Origin of the sequence: Brevibacillus parabrevis (genome assembly GCF_022701015.1) — a bacterium.
GTDB lineage: Bacteria > Bacillota > Bacilli > Brevibacillales > Brevibacillaceae > Brevibacillus > Brevibacillus parabrevis.
Genome location: NZ_CP064090.1, coordinates 575,893 through 592,425 on the forward strand (window position 1 = coordinate 575,893; position 16,533 = coordinate 592,425).

16 protein-coding genes and 1 pseudogene are annotated in these 16,533 nt (G+C 51.3%); 2 read left to right on the forward strand and 15 right to left on the reverse strand.

What is annotated here, in order from left to right; genetic code table 11:
• Window positions 1–4 precede the first annotated feature (4 nt).
• The 4 genes from cntA to IRJ17_RS02655 are packed head-to-tail and all read right to left on the reverse strand — an operon-like array spanning window position 5 to window position 4,643.
• A complete protein-coding gene (cntA, locus tag IRJ17_RS02640; protein ID WP_242773123.1) occupies window positions 5–1,618 on the reverse strand; it encodes a staphylopine-dependent metal ABC transporter substrate-binding lipoprotein in 1,614 nt (537 codons plus the stop codon).
• Window positions 1,619–1,655: 37 nt separating this feature from the next.
• Complete coding sequence (locus tag IRJ17_RS02645; protein WP_122962164.1) at window positions 1,656–2,957, reverse strand: opine metallophore biosynthesis dehydrogenase; 1,302 nt, start codon at window positions 2,955–2,957, stop codon at window positions 1,656–1,658.
• Window positions 2,958–2,968: 11 nt separating this feature from the next.
• Window positions 2,969–3,775: a methyltransferase domain-containing protein gene (locus tag IRJ17_RS02650; protein ID WP_173597902.1), complete on the reverse strand. Its 807-nt coding sequence runs from the start codon at window positions 3,773–3,775 to the stop codon at window positions 2,969–2,971.
• Window positions 3,776–3,797: 22 nt separating this feature from the next.
• A complete protein-coding gene (locus tag IRJ17_RS02655; protein ID WP_242773125.1) occupies window positions 3,798–4,643 on the reverse strand; it encodes a histidine racemase CntK family protein in 846 nt (281 codons plus the stop codon).
• Window positions 4,644–4,922: 279 nt separating this feature from the next.
• Here IRJ17_RS02655 and IRJ17_RS02660 point away from each other — a divergent pair, with 279 nt between their 5' ends.
• Window positions 4,923–5,690 (forward strand): SDR family oxidoreductase, encoded by a 768-nt coding sequence (locus IRJ17_RS02660; protein WP_217023362.1) that lies wholly within the window; start codon window positions 4,923–4,925, stop codon window positions 5,688–5,690.
• A 64-nt stretch (window positions 5,691–5,754) separates the two neighbouring features.
• Here IRJ17_RS02660 and IRJ17_RS02665 read toward each other — a convergent pair.
• The 4 genes and pseudogenes from IRJ17_RS02665 to IRJ17_RS02680 form a co-directional block, all read right to left on the reverse strand.
• A pseudogene (locus IRJ17_RS02665) lies at window positions 5,755–5,934 on the reverse strand (hypothetical protein); the annotation flags it as partial.
• Window positions 5,927–6,853 (reverse strand): D-alanine--D-alanine ligase, encoded by a 927-nt coding sequence (locus tag IRJ17_RS02670; RefSeq protein WP_122962160.1) that lies wholly within the window; start codon window positions 6,851–6,853, stop codon window positions 5,927–5,929. The pseudogene IRJ17_RS02665 and the gene IRJ17_RS02670, both read right to left, overlap by 8 nt.
• 21 nt (window positions 6,854–6,874) lie before the next feature.
• A complete protein-coding gene (locus IRJ17_RS02675) occupies window positions 6,875–8,359 on the reverse strand; it encodes an aminotransferase-like domain-containing protein (RefSeq protein WP_242773129.1) in 1,485 nt (494 codons plus the stop codon).
• 129 nt (window positions 8,360–8,488) lie between these two features.
• A complete protein-coding gene (locus IRJ17_RS02680; RefSeq protein WP_122962158.1) occupies window positions 8,489–8,971 on the reverse strand; it encodes a GNAT family N-acetyltransferase in 483 nt (160 codons plus the stop codon).
• Window positions 8,972–9,068: 97 nt separating this feature from the next.
• Here IRJ17_RS02680 and IRJ17_RS02685 point away from each other — a divergent pair, with 97 nt between their 5' ends.
• Complete coding sequence (locus IRJ17_RS02685) at window positions 9,069–9,512, forward strand: MarR family winged helix-turn-helix transcriptional regulator (RefSeq protein WP_242773130.1); 444 nt, start codon at window positions 9,069–9,071, stop codon at window positions 9,510–9,512.
• 102 nt (window positions 9,513–9,614) lie between these two features.
• On the opposite strand, the gene IRJ17_RS02690 is transcribed toward IRJ17_RS02685, so the two are convergent.
• From IRJ17_RS02690 to IRJ17_RS02720, 7 genes are all read right to left on the reverse strand, one after another.
• Window positions 9,615–11,087, reverse strand: coding sequence for an MFS transporter (locus IRJ17_RS02690; protein WP_242773142.1), 1,473 nt, complete (start codon window positions 11,085–11,087; stop codon window positions 9,615–9,617).
• Between the two features lie 83 nt (window positions 11,088–11,170).
• Window positions 11,171–11,950: a TrmB family transcriptional regulator gene (locus tag IRJ17_RS02695; RefSeq protein WP_122962155.1), complete on the reverse strand. Its 780-nt coding sequence runs from the start codon at window positions 11,948–11,950 to the stop codon at window positions 11,171–11,173.
• Window positions 11,951–12,106: 156 nt separating this feature from the next.
• Window positions 12,107–12,529 carry a nuclear transport factor 2 family protein gene (locus IRJ17_RS02700; RefSeq protein ID WP_173597896.1) on the reverse strand — a complete coding sequence of 141 codons (423 nt, stop codon included), beginning with the start codon at window positions 12,527–12,529 and terminating at the stop codon, window positions 12,107–12,109.
• A 113-nt stretch (window positions 12,530–12,642) separates the two neighbouring features.
• Window positions 12,643–13,521 (reverse strand): helix-turn-helix domain-containing protein, encoded by an 879-nt coding sequence (locus tag IRJ17_RS02705; protein WP_242775199.1) that lies wholly within the window; start codon window positions 13,519–13,521, stop codon window positions 12,643–12,645.
• Between the two features lie 128 nt (window positions 13,522–13,649).
• A complete protein-coding gene (locus IRJ17_RS02710) occupies window positions 13,650–14,201 on the reverse strand; it encodes a hypothetical protein (RefSeq protein ID WP_173597894.1) in 552 nt (183 codons plus the stop codon).
• A gap of 71 nt (window positions 14,202–14,272) precedes the next feature.
• On the reverse strand, window positions 14,273–15,751 hold the full coding sequence (locus IRJ17_RS02715; RefSeq protein ID WP_242773145.1) for a sensor histidine kinase: 1,479 nt from the start codon (window positions 15,749–15,751) through the stop codon (window positions 14,273–14,275).
• Window positions 15,751–16,413, reverse strand: a complete 663-nt coding sequence (locus IRJ17_RS02720; protein ID WP_242773148.1) for a response regulator transcription factor — start codon at window positions 16,411–16,413, stop codon at window positions 15,751–15,753. Before IRJ17_RS02720 ends, IRJ17_RS02715 begins: the two co-directional genes overlap by 1 nt.
• Window positions 16,414–16,533 lie beyond the last annotated feature (120 nt).

The following is a 16,533-nucleotide window of genomic DNA, read 5'->3' on the forward strand; positions in this document are numbered from 1 at the left end:
ATCCTCACTTCGTTGCAAACGACATGCGTTCAAACGGCAACTCGTATTGGGTCTGTTTAAAGGAAATGCCTTGCAAAGCTTTGGGAGCGACAATCGTGACGCTGCCGTTCGTCAGTGGAATGAACACCGCTTCCTCATGCACGATATTCAAAATGTCGCGGTAAAGAGACTTGCGTGCTTGCTCCTCTGTCGACACCATGACGTCGTTGATTTTTTTATACAACTCTTCCGCCTGCGCAATGCCGCTTGTCGTGTAGTAGTAGGACGACTTGGAAGTAAAAGCCGCGATCGTGCTTTGCGGATCGTAAGCCAGTCCCCATGTTTGGTTGAAAAGCAAATCGTAGTCGCCACTGGATCTGCGGCTGGCAATAGAAGAGGACTCCTCTCCGATCAAGTCGAGCTGAATCCCGATCCCCTTCAACTGATCCTGCATCCATTCCGCTTCCATTTTTTGCGCAGAGGAGTTCACATCGTAGTAGAGTTTCATCGCCAGCACCGCTCCGTTTTTCTTGCGCACACCGCCTGCCTGCTCCGCGAGCCACCCTGCCTCCTCCAACAGTTGCTTGGCTTTTTCGGGAGCATACTCGCGCTGCTTCAACTCGACATTGGCATAGTTGACGTTGGAAGAAAAGAGAGTGTCGGCTGGCGGCTCCGTTCCCGCAAAAATTTGTTTGCTGATCAGCTCTCTGTCCATCGCGTACCAGAGCGCTTCACGGACAGCGCGGTCGTGGACGGGACTCTCCTTCTTGCTGCTGTTTGCTGCCAAAAAGTTCGTGTTCATCGGCTGGCTGCGGACAATCTGGTATTTTCCCGACTGTTCCAACTGGTTCATCGCCTCTACGTCGAGATTGTTCGCCCCCCGGTCATCGGTAAAGGCAAAATTGACCTCGCCTTTTTGCAGCGCCAAATACGTTGTTTCCCCCGCCGGAAGCACCTTCGCCGTAATTTTTTTGATAGCTGGCGCACCGCCCCAGTATTGTTCATTCGCTTCGAAGACGGCGGACTGTTCCGCTTTATGCTCGACCAGCCTGTATGGCCCGGTACCGCTGTAACCGTTCAGCCCGTCTTTCGTTTCACCCTCGATAAAATTTTTCGGGGAGACAAACACATACGGGCGCGTCATCGACAACTCCACTAGAGTCGGATAATAAGGCTCGGTCAACACCAACTCGACAGTATGCTCGTCCACCACGTTGCAGCTTGCGATCTTGGTCGACAGCTTGATCCAGGAATGCTTGGCGGCATTGTGCTGGACCGCCTCGATATTTTTCTTTACAGCGTCTGCGTTGAAGGGCGCTCCGTCGTGAAACGTCACATTTTTTCGCAGATGAAACGTGTAAACCTTGCCGTCTCCAGAAATCTCCCAAGATTCAGCCAACAGCGGTTTGATTCCCTCTTCGGTATTTTCCACCAGCGACTCATACAGCATGCCCTGCGCGAACATGGAGCCTGTGTACAGATGAGGGTTCATATCTTTTATATCTTTGGATACAGCCATGACAAGTTCCCGGGCTTGCTTCTCCGGTTCGCTCGGCGCTGCGTTTTCATTTCCGCATCCCGCCAATACCAGCAGCGAAACGATTGCTCCCCATAGCCATCCTGCTTGTGCTTTTTTCATGCTCGATCCTCCTGCGTTTCCTGTTCATTTTGTCTGTCTAGTGATGCACCTTTCCCAGCTCGCGGCAAACCAGCTGCACGTCGCTCTCGAAGCTTTGCACGCGAAACGCCTCTGATAGTGACTCGCCTGCAAGCGCGGCAGCGGCTTCCTCCAGTTTCTTTTCATACGTAGCGATAAGCTTGTCCATCGTCGGGCAAAGAGCGCCCACATACGCGGCAATTCCGCGAATCATTTTGATCCGGTAGTAATCCTCTTTCGGCATGCGCGGCATATCCCAGCTGCCTTCGCTGTTGACGAACATCGTGCGGATCGGAACGGCGGAAAAGTCGAAATACCTGCCGTTTTGATCCGGTTCGGAGTACGGATCGACCAGCAAAGACGTATAGCGGATATACAGCAAATACGCTTGACGGATCGGTTCGAAAAACGGGAAGTTCTCAATGTCACGGCGCGACAGGCTCTCCAGACGCACCGGGTAATTGTCGTCGGTCATAAACTGCAAAAGGTTGACGCCTTTCATGCCGAGCTTTTCTACCACATTCGTGATTTCCTGCCACAGCCCGAGCATATCGAAAATGACGTGCTGCGTGATCGGACCTTCCGGAAACATTTTGTACACGTACTTCGGCACCTTTTCCTCTCCGAAAATGACGCGCAGCGAAAACTCGTTCATGAATAAAGGCGGGTGCACGTACAGCGATATATTTCGCGTCTCGGCCTCAAGCGGGGAATCCTTGGCTTCCAGTGCAATTCCCATGCGCTCGTACAGCTCGCGCAGCCTTTTGACAGAAGCAGAGAGCAGATTGGTAGAGCCGATGAAGACTTTTTTCTTCACTCCTGTCGTCACGACTTCATGCGACGGATCGCCATTCAACCAGCGTGTGTCGCCGAGATACGTAGAAAAGCTGATCACTTCCGCGTCCGATTGCCGCTCCTGCAAATATTGCCGGACCAAGCCGCCGGAGCCGAATGTCGGCGAAATCAGGACAACTCTTCGCACCTGCTGCCATACCGACTCATCCAGTTGCTGCAACACTTCTATGTACGCATCGGCCGTGACAGACAAAACAATCGTGTCCCACTCGCCATAAACCGTCTGATACCCGCAAAACAAGTAATCGAGGACGCATTCCCCAGCCAGTCTGCGGTGCTGCTCATTTTGTACATGGACAATCAGGCGCTGGCCGCTTTCTTTGACTGCCGAAAAGAACGACGCAGAGCGCACCGATTTTCGCCCGACCATTCCCACCTGGCAGTTCCACTCGTTTTTCAGCAAAACAGCCAATTGAACCGCTACCGGACCCGTTCCCAGCAGCAACACTCGTTGCAAGACGTTCATACACAACCTCCCTATTGGATGACTGCTGCTTTGCGATACAAAGCGATGTCAAAAACATGCTCGGGACGCAAGACGGTTTCGACCAGCCTCCACTTTTGCTCGTCGACCGCTTCCATCGGATAGTTGAACAGCGACTTCAAATGATCGCCATACCGCATGGCGACGACCACGTCTTCCTTTGTCAGCGCGTGCAGCTGATCGAGAATCTCGTATTTATTCGAGACAGTCGAACTGAAGATGATATGGGTCGCCTCCTTCGTCACAGGAAGCTGTTCGACATACGATCTCTCCAGTTGAATCGGCAGCCCCGGTCCAAGCCTATCGACTACCTTTTGCCCGAGCTGGATAGCCTCCTCGTCTATATCGATCCCGACGACGGGCGCTCCAGTGCGCTTCGCAATCAATAAAGGCGTCATCGGATAGGAACCGGAGCCGACCAGCAGCACTTTGGAATTTGCCCCTACCTGAAAGCTCCCAAATTCCTCCTCGATGCACGATTCGATATTTTTGAAGTAGTCCGCTCCTTCTGCTTGCCCGCCAAGCAGCTTCAACGCCCGGTATTTTTCCATGATCGCCACGCAACGCGACGCCACCTGCCTCACATCCGCTACCAGCCCTTGAAATGGTTCCGGCTCGTTTTGCACCAGCCATTCCCAGGCTTCCTTGTTGCTTTCTGCCGTCACAAAAGCAGAGTATTCATCGATCACAGCGGCAAGCTCGAAGCTGTGCTGGATCGTACCGTCATACACCTTCGCCAATTCGGAAAATCTTTGGCAAAAATCCCGGACACACTCCTGAAACAGTTCTGGTTTGATCACTCCACTCCCACCTTCACCCTCTTCAATTGTTGCTCCCTATTTCGATATACGCTTTGCCTTGTGCGACAATGCCGACAGACCCGCCAATTTGCAAACGAACGACTTCCTGCCCTCGCCAGGTGGCATCCACATGGATGGTCCCTCCCGGCTGTCTGATCTCAACAGACGTATCTTTTTGCTGCTTCCAGGCGAGATAGGCACCGACCGAAGCGGTTCCCGATCCGCAGCCGCGCTCCCAAACCAAGCTGTCCAGCTCGGGAACGTAAATGAGCGGCGCAAGCTCGTTTCTGACAGGCTGATACAACAAAATCCCGACCATGCTCCACTCCGACACCGAGCCAAGAAGCTTCGCCAGCGACTCTGCCCTTTTCCGCAAATCCTCGCAAATGACTTCGGCTTCAATCACGACGTGCAAAAAGTCCGGGTATCTGACCATCGCCAGGTTCCATTCGCTGCCCTCGTACGAAATCGTGCGCTGCTCCAAACGCTGCGGCACTGGCATATCAAGCTGGCAGTAGTATTCATCCGCGAGGCGGTTGACCCGGCAATTCACAAGCCCTTCCGCTCCAGATACCCCTAACCGGACTTCTGTCCGCTCATTGGGGCCAAGACCGTTCTCCCAGGCGAGCCAAGCAGCCAGAGCCATGCACGCATTTCCGCAAAATTCACCTCCCGCCATTTGCAAATGAGCACGCGCTCCATCCTGCTGCGCCTGTTCAATAAAGCCGACTTGCTCTGCATGTACGCTGTCGTAGGACATCAGCCTGGACGCAATGCGCGAATACTGCTCCGTCAGATGCTTCGTTTTCACCAGAAGCGTCATGTTTTGCGTGGGATTGAACTTGATAAAATCGACTTCTTGCCTCATGATCCCCACCCTTTACACATATGATTAACGTAAGCATCTTGGGTTGTTTAAATGAAAAACGTAATCATTACGTTTTAATACCGATAACTATATGGTACAATTCTGGTGATTGTCAACGTGTTCCAAATATATTTTTTTGTCGCCATGCTCCGGAGTACCGATATCGAGACAATGGTCAGGAAATCAATCTGTACCCTAGACGGAGGAATGAGAGAGCAATATTTCAAATGTCCCCCTGTGATATAACTAACATGACTTTTCAAACAGGGAGATGAGGACATGAGCAAGTTGAATGGAAAAATCGCTTTGGTAACGGGAGCAAGTCGCGGTATTGGCCGCGGCATCGCACTGCGTCTCGCACAAGATGGCGCGTTGGTCGCCGTACATTATGGCCGCAGACAAAAGGAAGCCGAGGAAGTCGTGCAGGAGATCGAGAAAAACGGCGGTGCGGCCTTTGCCGTCGGTGCCGACTTGCGCACGCTCGCGGGTATTCACGACTTGTTTGCCGCTTTGGATGATGCCTTGATCGCTCGCACCGGAGAGCGTCAGTTTGATATTTTGGTGAACAACGCGGGGATCGGTCAGATTTTGTCTCTGGAAGAAGCGACAGAAGAATCGTTCGATGAAGTCATGAGCATCAATGTAAAAGGTCCGTTTTTTGTCATCCAGCAAGCCTTGTCTCGCCTGAAAGATGGCGGGCGGATCATCAATCTGTCGTCGTTTGTGACGCGCGTAGCTTCGCCAACGGTTTTTGCCTACAGCGTGTCCAAAGGAGCGATGGATACCCTCACGCTCGCGCTGGCGAAACAGCTTGGCAGCCGCCACATCACGGTAAACGCCATTCAACCGGGCATCATCAATACCGAAATGAATGCTGGCACCCTGCAAAACAATCCAGACGGACAAAAATACGCCGCAAGCCTGTCCATTTTCAACAGATGGGGCGAGCCGGAAGACGTGGCAGATATCGCTTCCTTCCTCGCCTCGCCTGACAGTCGGTGGGTAACCGGACAACTGGTTGACGCCAGTGGCGGATCGCGGTTGTAAGGACACTCGACGCAAAAAAGGGCTGTCTCCCAAGTCGATTTTCCGACTGCGAGACGCCCTTTTTTCACAATGCTCCGACTGTTCCGGGCGATTGCTGCGGCTGCCAGGCTGCCGCTTGCCTAAACTTGCCCATTCGCTCCAGCGTCCGCTGCAAATCGTCACGCGAGCTTGCATGGGAGCAGCGAATAAAGCCCTCTCCGCCTGCTCCGAACACACGTCCCGGTACGACTGCCACCTTACCTTCCCCACTCCTGTTTCCGCTCATGCACGGAGCTGGCAATCATTCGATCCAGCAGCTGCGTATAGGTCATGCCTGCTGCCGCTGCGCTTTTTGGAAACAGACTGTTGGCGGTCATGCCCGGCAGCGTATTCACTTCCAGCACATACGGTGTATCCTGATACAAAATCATGTCGATCCTGGCGTACACTTTGCATTGCATCAACTGATAGCTGGTCAGTGCCGCATGATGTACGCGCTGCTCCACAACAGCGGGAAGCTGAATCACCTTTTCCTCCGCGCCGCCGACCTCGTATTTTGCCTGGTAGTCAAACCACTCCGAATGGGCGGAGCGAATCCCGATAATCGGCAAAACCTCGCCATCCAAGATCGCAACGGTCAGCTCTGTCCCTTTTATATACGGCTCAATCAAAATCGTCTCGCCCAAGCTGCAAGCTCCCTGGACAGCCGCCAACAGCTCCTGCTCGTTTTGCACAAGCTGGACACCGATGCTCGATCCGCCCGTATTCGGCTTCACAATAACCGGGTAACCTAGCTGCGCCACCATCTGCGGGTCATAATCGTTCATTCCTTGCCAGCAAAGACCCGCAGGCGTGTGCACGCCCGCTGCTTTGAGCAGCATTTTGCTCAGTTGTTTATTCATGCACAGACTGCTAGCCAAGACCCCGCTGCCTGTATAGGGAATGCCCAGCGTCTCCAACGCGCCCTGCACCGTGCCGTCCTCCCCATACTCGCCGTGCAGCGCCAACAGAGCGACATCAATTCCTGCCTGCTGAACTTGCCTGATTAAATCCGGCCGCTGATCGATCACGATGGGAACAACCTCGTAGCGACTGCGATCCAACTGTTTGATCATCTCTTGGCCTGTTTGCAGAGAAACCTGACGCTCCGAGGAAACCCCGCCCATAATGACACCAATTTTCATCGTGACACCTCTCCTTTATCGTTATCCTTGCAAAAATTTGCGCGTCTGCTCGCCGATTATGCGAATGCCCCGTTCGATATTTTCATCCGTTACCCGTGAAAAGCCTAACCGCAATGTATGCACGCCTTCGCCTTCCGCAATGAAAAACTTGTCTCCCGGCGTAAAAATAACGCCTTGCTCCGTGCAAGCTGCCAGCAGTTGACGGGTATTAACGCCTGGCGGGAAAGCAAGAAACAAGTGCAGGCCCCCGTCTCCAGACAGCTGCGCTTCCGGAAGGTGCGCTTCACAGCATGCTTTTGTCAGCTCGTATTTGCGCTTGTATTCCGTCCGCGCTTTTTTGACGTACTTATCAAAATTTCCGTTCAGCAAATATTGGTACAAGATCGCTTGATCGATGGTGGATGTATGAATCGTGCGTGCGCGCTTGATGCTTTCCAGCGTGTCGATCAGCGCTCTGTCTCCAAGCACCCAGCCTACTCGCAGGCCAGGGAACAGCACCTTGGAAAAGCTGCCGATGTAGATGACCCCGTTCCCTTTTCCCACTGTGGCAATCAAGGGCGACACATGCGCTCCCGAGTAGCGCAGCTCCTCATTGAACCCATCCTCGATCACCGGAACTTGATAGCGGCTCATGACATTCATGACGGCGCTGCGCTTGGCTGGCGACATGACGATGCCAGTCGGATTGTGATAGGAAGGAATCAGGTAGGCCAAATCGAAGCGATTGGCTTTTAGCACTGCCTCCAGCCGCTCCGCATCGATGCCGTCACGTTCCAGCGGAATGCCAGTTATCTCGAATCCGTGCAGCTTCAAGTTTTTGATCGCCGTATGGTGGGTCGGATTTTCACAAATGGCCGCACCGCGACGCCCGGAAGGCCGCAAAGCGGACAGCACCATGTCAAAGCCTTCTGTAAACCCGTTTGTGATCAACATGTCCTTGCCGCTTATATCCACGCCTTTGTTTTCCATATAGCGCATCAAGTATTCCATCAGCGGCTTGTAGCCTTTGGCATAGCCGTAGTTGAGCAGCACCTGCCCCTCGATCGCCATGCGATCCATAAACGCCCGCTTTACATCCCCCAGATCGAACAAATGCTCATCCGGCGCAATGCTCGTAAACGAGATCGTTCCTTTTTGGGCGCGTATGCCCTGCTTCATCATGTCCAGCTCTACAGCCGATACCGCATACTCGTTCATTTTCGCCTTCCAATCGACTTGCCAGCTGGCGGGGCCTTCCGTTCCTCCACTATCTCTGGCTGACTGGTCCACTATAGCAGCCACGTAGCTGCCCTTGCCGGGGATTGCATACGCAAAGCCGTCATCCGCCAAGCCTTCATAGGCGGCGATCACTGTATTGCGGCTCACTTTCAAAAGACCGCTCATCTCTCGCGTGGACGGCAGCTTCTGATCCGCTTGCAGCGCCCCTTTTATCATCAAACGTTTAAGGTATTCTTTTACTTGGATCACGACCGGCCGATCATCGACGAGCTTGAAATCATGGAACATCCTTCATCGCCCCCATCTACAATGATGGCACAGAAGACGCGCGAAAAAAAAGAACCACCGCAATCGATTTTTCATCGTGCGGCGGTTCCTTGCTCGCTTCCCCCATTAGGTGACAAAAGCTTTGCTTCTTCAACTTTGTTTCAGATCTTTTATATACCATGCATCCATTGCGGAATGCTCAGAGCCAGGTAGCGGCTCAGGTAAAAGGGTAAAGCCAAACTTCTCATACAATCTGCACGCAGCTTTCAGCTCGTGCTGTGTTTCCAGGTAGCATTTTTCATAATGCTCGGCGGCAAATGCCAAAGCTGTTTCCATCAACTGTTTCCCAAACCCCAGACCTTGCGTTTTGGGACTTAAATATAGCTTTTGCAATTCGCAAATTTTCTCGCGCTCGTCAAACGGCGCTATGCCAATCCCGCCAGCAACCTCGCCATTGATTTCAACCACCCAATACTGGCTGTTTTTCAAGCGAGTGTAATATTGGTGAAGATCGTCAAGCTGCGGATCAAAGTAAGCTGTCCCTGGGATGTCTAGCCCAAGCGATTTTAATGAATCTTGAATGATCTTTTTGATTTGCGCATTGTCTTCTTTGCTTATTTCGCGGATAACCATATGCTTTCTCTCCTTCAAAAGTTGACTCAGTCCACATTTTAAAAGTACAATTATACTAATCTTAAATGTGGACTAAGTCAACTAAAAAGGAGCCTATATGAATAAGCAAAGCATCTCTGACATTCGGCAATTCAATCGGTTTTATACGAAGATACTGGGCTTATTTAATGACCAAATTTTAGAGACCAATTATACATTAACGGAAGCGCGGGTATTGTTTGAGATCAGCGAGAGAACGGAATGCATCGCCAACAACCTCGTGCAAGAGCTTCGGATCGATAGAAGCTACATGAGTCGAATTTTACGCAAATTTGAGAGAGAAGAACTCATAGAGAAAAAAACTTCACTGACCGATAGCAGAAAAACGTTCCTTTCTTTAACACAAAAAGGGAAAGAGGTATTGGATAACATTCACAGCCAGTCGGACGAACAAATCGAGCAATTGTTGGATGGACTGACTGATCGTGACGTGAACGAGATTTGCAAGGCAATGGCACTCATCCAAGAGAAATTGAGCGATGCAAAAATGAACAGCAAGTAATCCCAGGCTTGGTCTGGAAACGCATGCATCACATGCCTGAACAATAAAAGACGCTGCACCCCTATGAGTACAGGGATGCAGCGTTTTTGTCAGCGTATAGATTTACGTCCCTTTTCCCGCTTTAGCCATAGCGCCTTGCTGCGGAACGGACTTTTTCCATTGCAAGCCAATAATCAGAATCAGCGTTACAACGGCCAGGAAAATACTGCATCCTAACGCCAAGGTGAAGGCGTTTAGCTGCAGGTGCATATCAGCTGCTGCTTGCCCTGAGAGAGCTGCAAAAAATACGGTCCCGATTACGGCGACTCCAAGCGCATTGGCTGTCTGCATGAAAGTGCTCAATATGCCTGACGCCGCTCCTACATATTCCCTTCCGACACCCGACATAATCGTTCCCATCAGCGGAGCGCCAACCAAACCTTGTCCCAAGCCGATCAGGAAGAATGGCAAAATGAGCTGCTGCCAGTACAGCTCAGCGGCAAAGGCATAACACGCCGCTATGACTGCCGCATAGCCCGCGATCAAGACCGTTGCCCCCACTTTCAGCACATGGGCATTTTTCTTTGCCCACTTCGGCCCAAGCAACGATGCGATAAAAAAGCCAAGCCCGATCGGAGTGAACGCCAGCGCCGAATCCATGGCAGAAAGGGACAAAGCGTCCTGTAGCGTTATGGATACAACGAGAAAAAACCCGCTATTGCCGATTTGATAAGCCAAAATGGTAAGGACACCCAGAGTAAAAGAACGCTCGTGAAAAATCGCTGCAGGAATCAACGGCTTCTCCCCGCGTTCAACCATTCTCTTTTCGTGTATCCGAAACAGGAAGAAAGCAACGAGCGCTCCCGCAAAGCTTGCGAATACCCACAGCGGCCAACCTGCCTCTCTTCCGACAACCAGCGGATAGATCAACAGCAGCAAGCTGCCCGTCAAAATGAAGATGCCGAGCGCGTCAATTTTTTGCTTTCCTGCCGATTTTGTTTCCTTGATCAATGGAATGATGAGCAAAACAGCCAAAATACCAAAAGGAATGTTAATAAAAAACACGGAACTCCAACCGAGCCCTCCGATATCAAAATGGAGCAGTGCGCCACCGATCATTTGTCCCGCGATCAAGCCAAGCCCGCTGACTGCACCGTAAAAACCAATCGCCTTCCCTTTTTCCTCAGGCGGAAAGATCACCTGAATAATAGCCAGCACTTGGGGGATCAAAAGCGCGGCGCCAACCCCTTGGATGACACGTGAAAAAATCAAAAATCCTGCGCTTGTCGAAAATCCACATAAGGCAGAAGCCACGGTAAATATGATCATACCGACAATGAACAGCTTTTTGCGTCCCAGCCAATCCCCCAGACGAGCGCCAGTAATCAGCAACACAGCATAAGAAAGCACATAGGCAGCCACAATGAATTGAATTTGTGTGGTACTCGCGTGTAATTGTTCTTCAATCGTTGGAATCGCTACGTTTACAATAAACGAATCCAACAACACCATAAAAGTCCCAAGCAATAAAACAGCCAGCGCCCACCAGCGCTTTGGATCGATCGCCTTTGCGGTCTCCGGATTAGCCGTGTTCATGCAGAGTCGCACTTCCTTTTCCGTTATTTTAGGAGTATTTTTAAATACTACTATTTACAGATCAAAAATAGAGGAATACTGTTTTACAAGTATTCCTTGTACGCATCAATGATCCGCTCATAATGCTTCCCGTACTTCGCTTCCAGCTCTTTGCCAAAATCGCGCTCCACTTGCTCCATGATGAGGTCATGGTAAAATGTGTTTTGCAACAGCTCAATGAGCGAAGGATGATTTGTTTCCAGAGCGGTGGGCTTGATGCCTTTCCCAAAGCTGCCAAGCAAAGCGGAATGAACATCACACAAAATCGAAAATTTTCGCGTGCGAACCGAGCTCCACTCTTCGCTTCTTTGGTGAATGATCACATTTTTTACGCTCGTGTTGCATTCCCCGATCGAGATCAGCGTAACAGCAACCCCGCGCTTTTCCGCTTCCAGAAGCGGCTCTTCCACCCAGCTCACATCTTCGGACCAAATATCTACGACAATGCTTTTGTCCGCATTCGCAATCAGGCGATGAATGACCGTCTCGATCGTTTTGTCACCTTGCCAACTGTAAAAAGACGGCGGCGTGGTGGGAACAGCATTCAATTGCTCCTGTAGCACACGCGTTGTTTGTTCAAATTCCGTTTTCAGCAGACGAACAAGCTGTGCAATCGGGACGGCATCATAGAGCACAGGTTCGCTTTCGATCACCCGGCATATGCCCTTTTCCGTTAAAGAGCGCAGGGCCGCATACACATTCGTGCGGGATACGGATACTTTTTTGGCAACCTCATAACCGGAAATCTTCGGGTCCTCATGAAGCGCCAAATAGCATCTTGCTTCCAGATCGGATAATCCGATTTTTCGCAGCTCATCAATCATGGCTCTACCTCCTTTCTTATCCGTTTGTTTTTAGTGGTGTTTTTAAATACTACTATCGTTTTGCGAAGAAGTCAACTCCCAACTCCCGTTCCAGCATCTGCTGCTATCACGGTAAAGTGGAACGCGATCCAAGCTCCTGCCAGCGGGTTTAGACGACTACTTGTGATCGTCAATCGAGGCAAGGGCATGCTGCAACGGAATCGGATTAAAATATTCTCTCCACAAACAAATTTGCCCATCGCTTACCTGCACGAGACTGACGTACGATTGGGCATACGCAAACCCGCTTTGCTTCACAGTCCCTTTGCTCTCCATTTCTGCGAAAACAAGCTCGGTCTTCCCATCGCCAACCGGGTACACCCGGATGTTGCTGATTTCCCACGCCGCGTACATCCCGTTCTCTTTTCCAATGAACTGATCAAGCAATTGCAGCAGCTTTTCCTTGCCCTGAATCTGGCCCGCTTGCAGACCGAACGGCATCTCATAGACGATGTCGCTGCTCATCAAGCTCCCCATTCCCTGTATATCCTGGTTAGCCTCCCGTTGAAAAAACTCGCTCACGATTTCCGCTGCTTTCATTCCTGCTCCACTCCTTTTCATTTCTTGACAAACCTGCCCCCAAAGTATAGCGCCAGCTTTGCCGCAAAATATTGAACAGAATGCGCAAGTTTTTGTGAAAAATCGCGCTCCTTTCAGCGGGACGACGCGTATTTCAACGGGGTCAAGCCCGTCACTTTTTTAAACTGCCTGGTAAAATGGGCCTGATCCGCAAAGCCGCTCTGGGCAGCAACCTCCTTTAAACTCATGTGGCCGCAGCGAATGAGCTGCTTGGCCCGTTCCATTCTCAACCGGATCAAATATTGATGCGGTGTCACTCCCGTATGCTGTTTGAACAACCTCACCAACTGTGACAGGCTGATATTGGCAACCACCGCAAGCTCCTTCAAGGAAATGTCCTGTTCCACATTCATGCGCATGTACTCGATTGCGGCCGTCACCTGCTCGTTTGTCGCTGTAGACGATGCCACACTACTTCTGGCGTTTGCGGTATAGTTCCGAAGCAAATGGACTGCCATCGTCGTCGCAAGCGATTGGCTGTACAACTTTCCGTTGGCCCCGCCGTTGAGCACTTCCTCCATCATCCAGCGGGTGAGCACGATCAGCTTTTCGTCCTTGACCAAGGGCTTTTGTTCCAGCTGCCATTTGTCTGTATGCCCAACCCCCGACTCTTCGGCAACCTGGTCGAGAAAAAGCGGATCGATCGCAAGCTTCACAAAAGAGATCGCTCTTGTCCAGCGGCAGGACCACTTCTCGCCCGCTGCTAACAACTGAATATCGCCTGGCGCCAGCTTTTTTTCCGTTCGATTGCCGTGCTGAAAAAACTGCAAGTTCAGCGGCTCCTGTGTGCCATGTATGGCCATGACATGCCTTTTGGCGAGGGAAGCGTCGTACAGGTGGGCAGGCGGTATGTTCTCCCACCGGGAAAGCATGATGTTCGACCACCCCAGATCATCGCTGGACAAAATCGGCTTTGCACCGCTAGACAAAAATTCCTTGATCGCTCCATCCATTGCGCTCACCCTGTCTCCCGAATAGTTTTTTCGTATCAGCCAGTATAGCATACGCCGCTTTTTTCCACAGAGCAGGCGTCACCTGAAAAAGAGCCGCATACGCGACTCTTTTCCTTCACTGTCATAAGCTAATTTGCGGAACTGGCGGCAGTTGGCATCCCGCCTTGCTCAATCACGCGCACAGTCTGGATTTCACCCGTCCCTTTTTGCAAATCGGCTTTTGTAAAGTAGACGAAATACACCTTGCCCTCGATGTCGTTCATCGGCCCGATACCGTCAAAGCTGTTTGGGTACCAGTCAATTTGCACGTCTTTTGATTCGTTGTCGATATATTTGCTGCTAATCCAGTAGCCATGCTGGGGCAGCTCGATCTTCCTCGCTTTGAAAGCTTCCGTTGCCGCTTTGATAAACGGCTCGGCTTGCTCTTTGGACATGGCGGTTGGAAAAACCATTTGGGACTCGGCTTGTGCATTTTGCTGTTTGGAAGCATCCGCAACCGTCTCTTTCCCCTCAAGCTCTTTCGGTGGTGCAGCCTCCGTCATGACCACATTCATCTTGCCATCCAGCACAGATTGCGCATACGTCGCCACGGAAAAACTGGATGCGACAGCGAGCGTGCCGATTGCGGCAAGGCCGAGCAGCAATCGAGACTTCCTGGTTGTTTTTTTACTGGTTTCCATACGATTCCCTCCCTGCAAGAAATGAGGCCGAACCTCCGGATGTTCGACACCGTTAGCGTATCACCGGCATGTCATCCTTCCATCTGCGTTCTGTCATCGTTTTGCAAAACTTGTCCGTTCGGCACTCGTATATAGACACTCGTCCCTTTTCCCAAACTGCTGACGATGGAAATACTCCCCCCGTGCGCTTCCGCAATCGCCTTGCAAAGGGACAAGCCTAATCCGTGGCCGCTGTACTTTCGATTCCGGGCAGTATCCAACACAAAAAACGGCTGAAACACATCGCTCACATGTTCCGCCGGAATGCCGCAGCCCTTATCGCTTACACAGAAGACAACAAACTCCCCTTCCGCATAAACACTGAGGAAAATCGTCTCGTGATAACCCGACGCTTTCGAGGCATTTTCCACCAAATTATTCAGCAAAACGTACAGCAGCTCCTCATCCACCAAGGCAGTCTCCACGACGGATTTCATCACCAATGACTGCCCTTTGCCCGCAAGCGACAGCTTCGAGATCATGTCGAGGTGCTCCAAAAGCTGAGCGACCCTGACCTGCTCTTTTCGCACCACTCGCCCATTGCCCAGCCGGAACAGATTCAGCAGTTTTTTTGACATGTCATCCAGCCGCTTGCTTTCCGAGTGAATCAGGCGAAGCGCTTTTTGTTTCTCGGCTTGCTCCAGTTCATAGTTTTCCAGCAAACTGGCGTAGCCCATAATCGACGTGAGCGGCGTTTTCAATTCATGGGCAAGGCTGGCAATCAAGGTTTCCCGCTCTTTTACCTCTCTGCGCAAAAGCTCCATATGGGATTGAACAGCATCGGCCATATGATTGAACTCTAGCGCCAATTGCCCGATTTCGTCCCGGCGAGCCACTGCAATGCGCGGATCGTAGTTTCCCCTGGCAAGTGCTTTTGCTTGCGTACCCAGCTGGGCGAGCGGCCTTAACGCATGACGGATGAGGACATACAAACAGATCGCAAGCAAAATCATCCCTGCGGAAAACCACAGGGCGATTTGTGTAGCGAGAGTCTGCTGACCAGCTACCATGTCGGTCACATCGTTTTCATAGTCGAGACGATAGAGCTGGCCTGCTATGCTCATCCAGCCTGATACAAACAGGACGCTGTGCTCACCCGATTGACGAATCACGAAGCTCCGCCTGCCGTCTTTTGGCGGGTCCAGTTCCATGATCTTTTCATCCGCTGGGGAAAAACTGCTGTACAGCTTTTCTCCATCCAGACTCGTCATCGCGATATAGCTTTTGCCATCTGTATAGTACCGCCCGTAATTTTGTGCCGCTCTCGTCAACAGCTCTTGCCGCAACCCCGGATTGAACGCCATTTTCTCGATGGAAGCTGCATACATTTTCATCGCACTCGCAAACATCACATGCCTGTCCAGCGAGCGGCTATATTCTCTCTGCATGCTATGCTCACTTGAGACAGCCGCGATTTGATAGCAAAAGAACAAAATAATCACCGCACTCAAGCCGAATGCCAGCAAATAAATCCGTATCCAAAGAGGCATTTGTCCGTCTGTCCGCAACATCACGCCAGCTCCAATCGGTAACCAACTTTGTGCACCGTCTGAATGTAGCTGGACAGCCCGAGCTTTGTCCGCAGGTTCAAAATATGCGTATCCACCGTTCGCGTACTTCCGTAAAAGTCAAAACCCCACACCTGGCTGAGCAGGCTGTCACGGGAAAAGGCAATGTTCGGGTTTTGCAGCAAAAACGCCAGCAGTTCATACTCTTTCGGCGTCAAAGTAATAAGCTCGTTCGCTTTGTACACTTTGCGCCCAATACAATCTACTTTCACGTCGCCAATCAGCAGCATCTCTTCTGTCTCTTGAACCCGCCTTCTCAGCGCAACTTCCACTCTTGCCAATACTTCCAACAGTTCAAACGGCTTTGCAATATAATCCTCAGCCCCCAGCCGCAATCCATGCACCTTGTCCAGCACACTCGCTTTGGCAGTCACAAAAATAACGGGTACGTGCTTCTCTTTGCAAATGTCCAGCAACTGGTATCCATCCAGTCCCGGCAGCATGATATCCAGCAATGCCAAATCGTAGCCGCTATCTCCCAACAACTGCTTCGCGATGTGTCCATCCCCTGCGATTTTGCAGTGATAGCCGGAAGCGGTTAACGCCAGCTGAAGCAGCTCGGCGATAGACGGATCATCCTCTGCAAGCAAAATGGAATAAGCCATACGTTCCTCCCCCATTTTTTCCTTCATTCATTATGGCAGCAGCTTCGTATTTTCTTGTCAAAGAAATGTAAAAACCTATCCTTTTTTCGTTCATAGCGAGTGCAGATATTTTTACAATTT

What these genes read in the sequence shown, in the direction of transcription:
- IRJ17_RS02710 (WP_173597894.1), bottom strand. Translation starts at nt 14,201, where the DNA reads ATGGAAACCAGTAAAAAAACAACCAGGAAGTCTCGATTGCTGCTCGGC.
- IRJ17_RS02685 (WP_242773130.1), top strand. Translation starts at nt 9,069, where the DNA reads ATGAATAAGCAAAGCATCTCTGACATTCGGCAATTCAATCGGTTTTAT.
- cntA (WP_242773123.1), bottom strand. Translation starts at nt 1,618, where the DNA reads ATGAAAAAAGCACAAGCAGGATGGCTATGGGGAGCAATCGTTTCGCTG.
- IRJ17_RS02690 (WP_242773142.1), bottom strand. Translation starts at nt 11,087, where the DNA reads ATGAACACGGCTAATCCGGAGACCGCAAAGGCGATCGATCCAAAGCGC.
- IRJ17_RS02680 (WP_122962158.1), bottom strand. Translation starts at nt 8,971, where the DNA reads ATGGTTATCCGCGAAATAAGCAAAGAAGACAATGCGCAAATCAAAAAG.
- IRJ17_RS02720 (WP_242773148.1), bottom strand. Translation starts at nt 16,413, where the DNA reads ATGGCTTATTCCATTTTGCTTGCAGAGGATGATCCGTCTATCGCCGAG.
- IRJ17_RS02700 (WP_173597896.1), bottom strand. Translation starts at nt 12,529, where the DNA reads ATGAAAGCAGCGGAAATCGTGAGCGAGTTTTTTCAACGGGAGGCTAAC.
- IRJ17_RS02670 (WP_122962160.1), bottom strand. Translation starts at nt 6,853, where the DNA reads ATGAAAATTGGTGTCATTATGGGCGGGGTTTCCTCGGAGCGTCAGGTT.
- IRJ17_RS02645 (WP_122962164.1), bottom strand. Translation starts at nt 2,957, where the DNA reads ATGAACGTCTTGCAACGAGTGTTGCTGCTGGGAACGGGTCCGGTAGCG.
- IRJ17_RS02655 (WP_242773125.1), bottom strand. Translation starts at nt 4,643, where the DNA reads ATGAGGCAAGAAGTCGATTTTATCAAGTTCAATCCCACGCAAAACATG.
- IRJ17_RS02660 (WP_217023362.1), top strand. Translation starts at nt 4,923, where the DNA reads ATGAGCAAGTTGAATGGAAAAATCGCTTTGGTAACGGGAGCAAGTCGC.
- IRJ17_RS02715 (WP_242773145.1), bottom strand. Translation starts at nt 15,751, where the DNA reads ATGTTGCGGACAGACGGACAAATGCCTCTTTGGATACGGATTTATTTG.
- IRJ17_RS02675 (WP_242773129.1), bottom strand. Translation starts at nt 8,359, where the DNA reads ATGTTCCATGATTTCAAGCTCGTCGATGATCGGCCGGTCGTGATCCAA.
- IRJ17_RS02695 (WP_122962155.1), bottom strand. Translation starts at nt 11,950, where the DNA reads ATGATTGATGAGCTGCGAAAAATCGGATTATCCGATCTGGAAGCAAGA.
- IRJ17_RS02705 (WP_242775199.1), bottom strand. Translation starts at nt 13,521, where the DNA reads ATGGATGGAGCGATCAAGGAATTTTTGTCTAGCGGTGCAAAGCCGATT.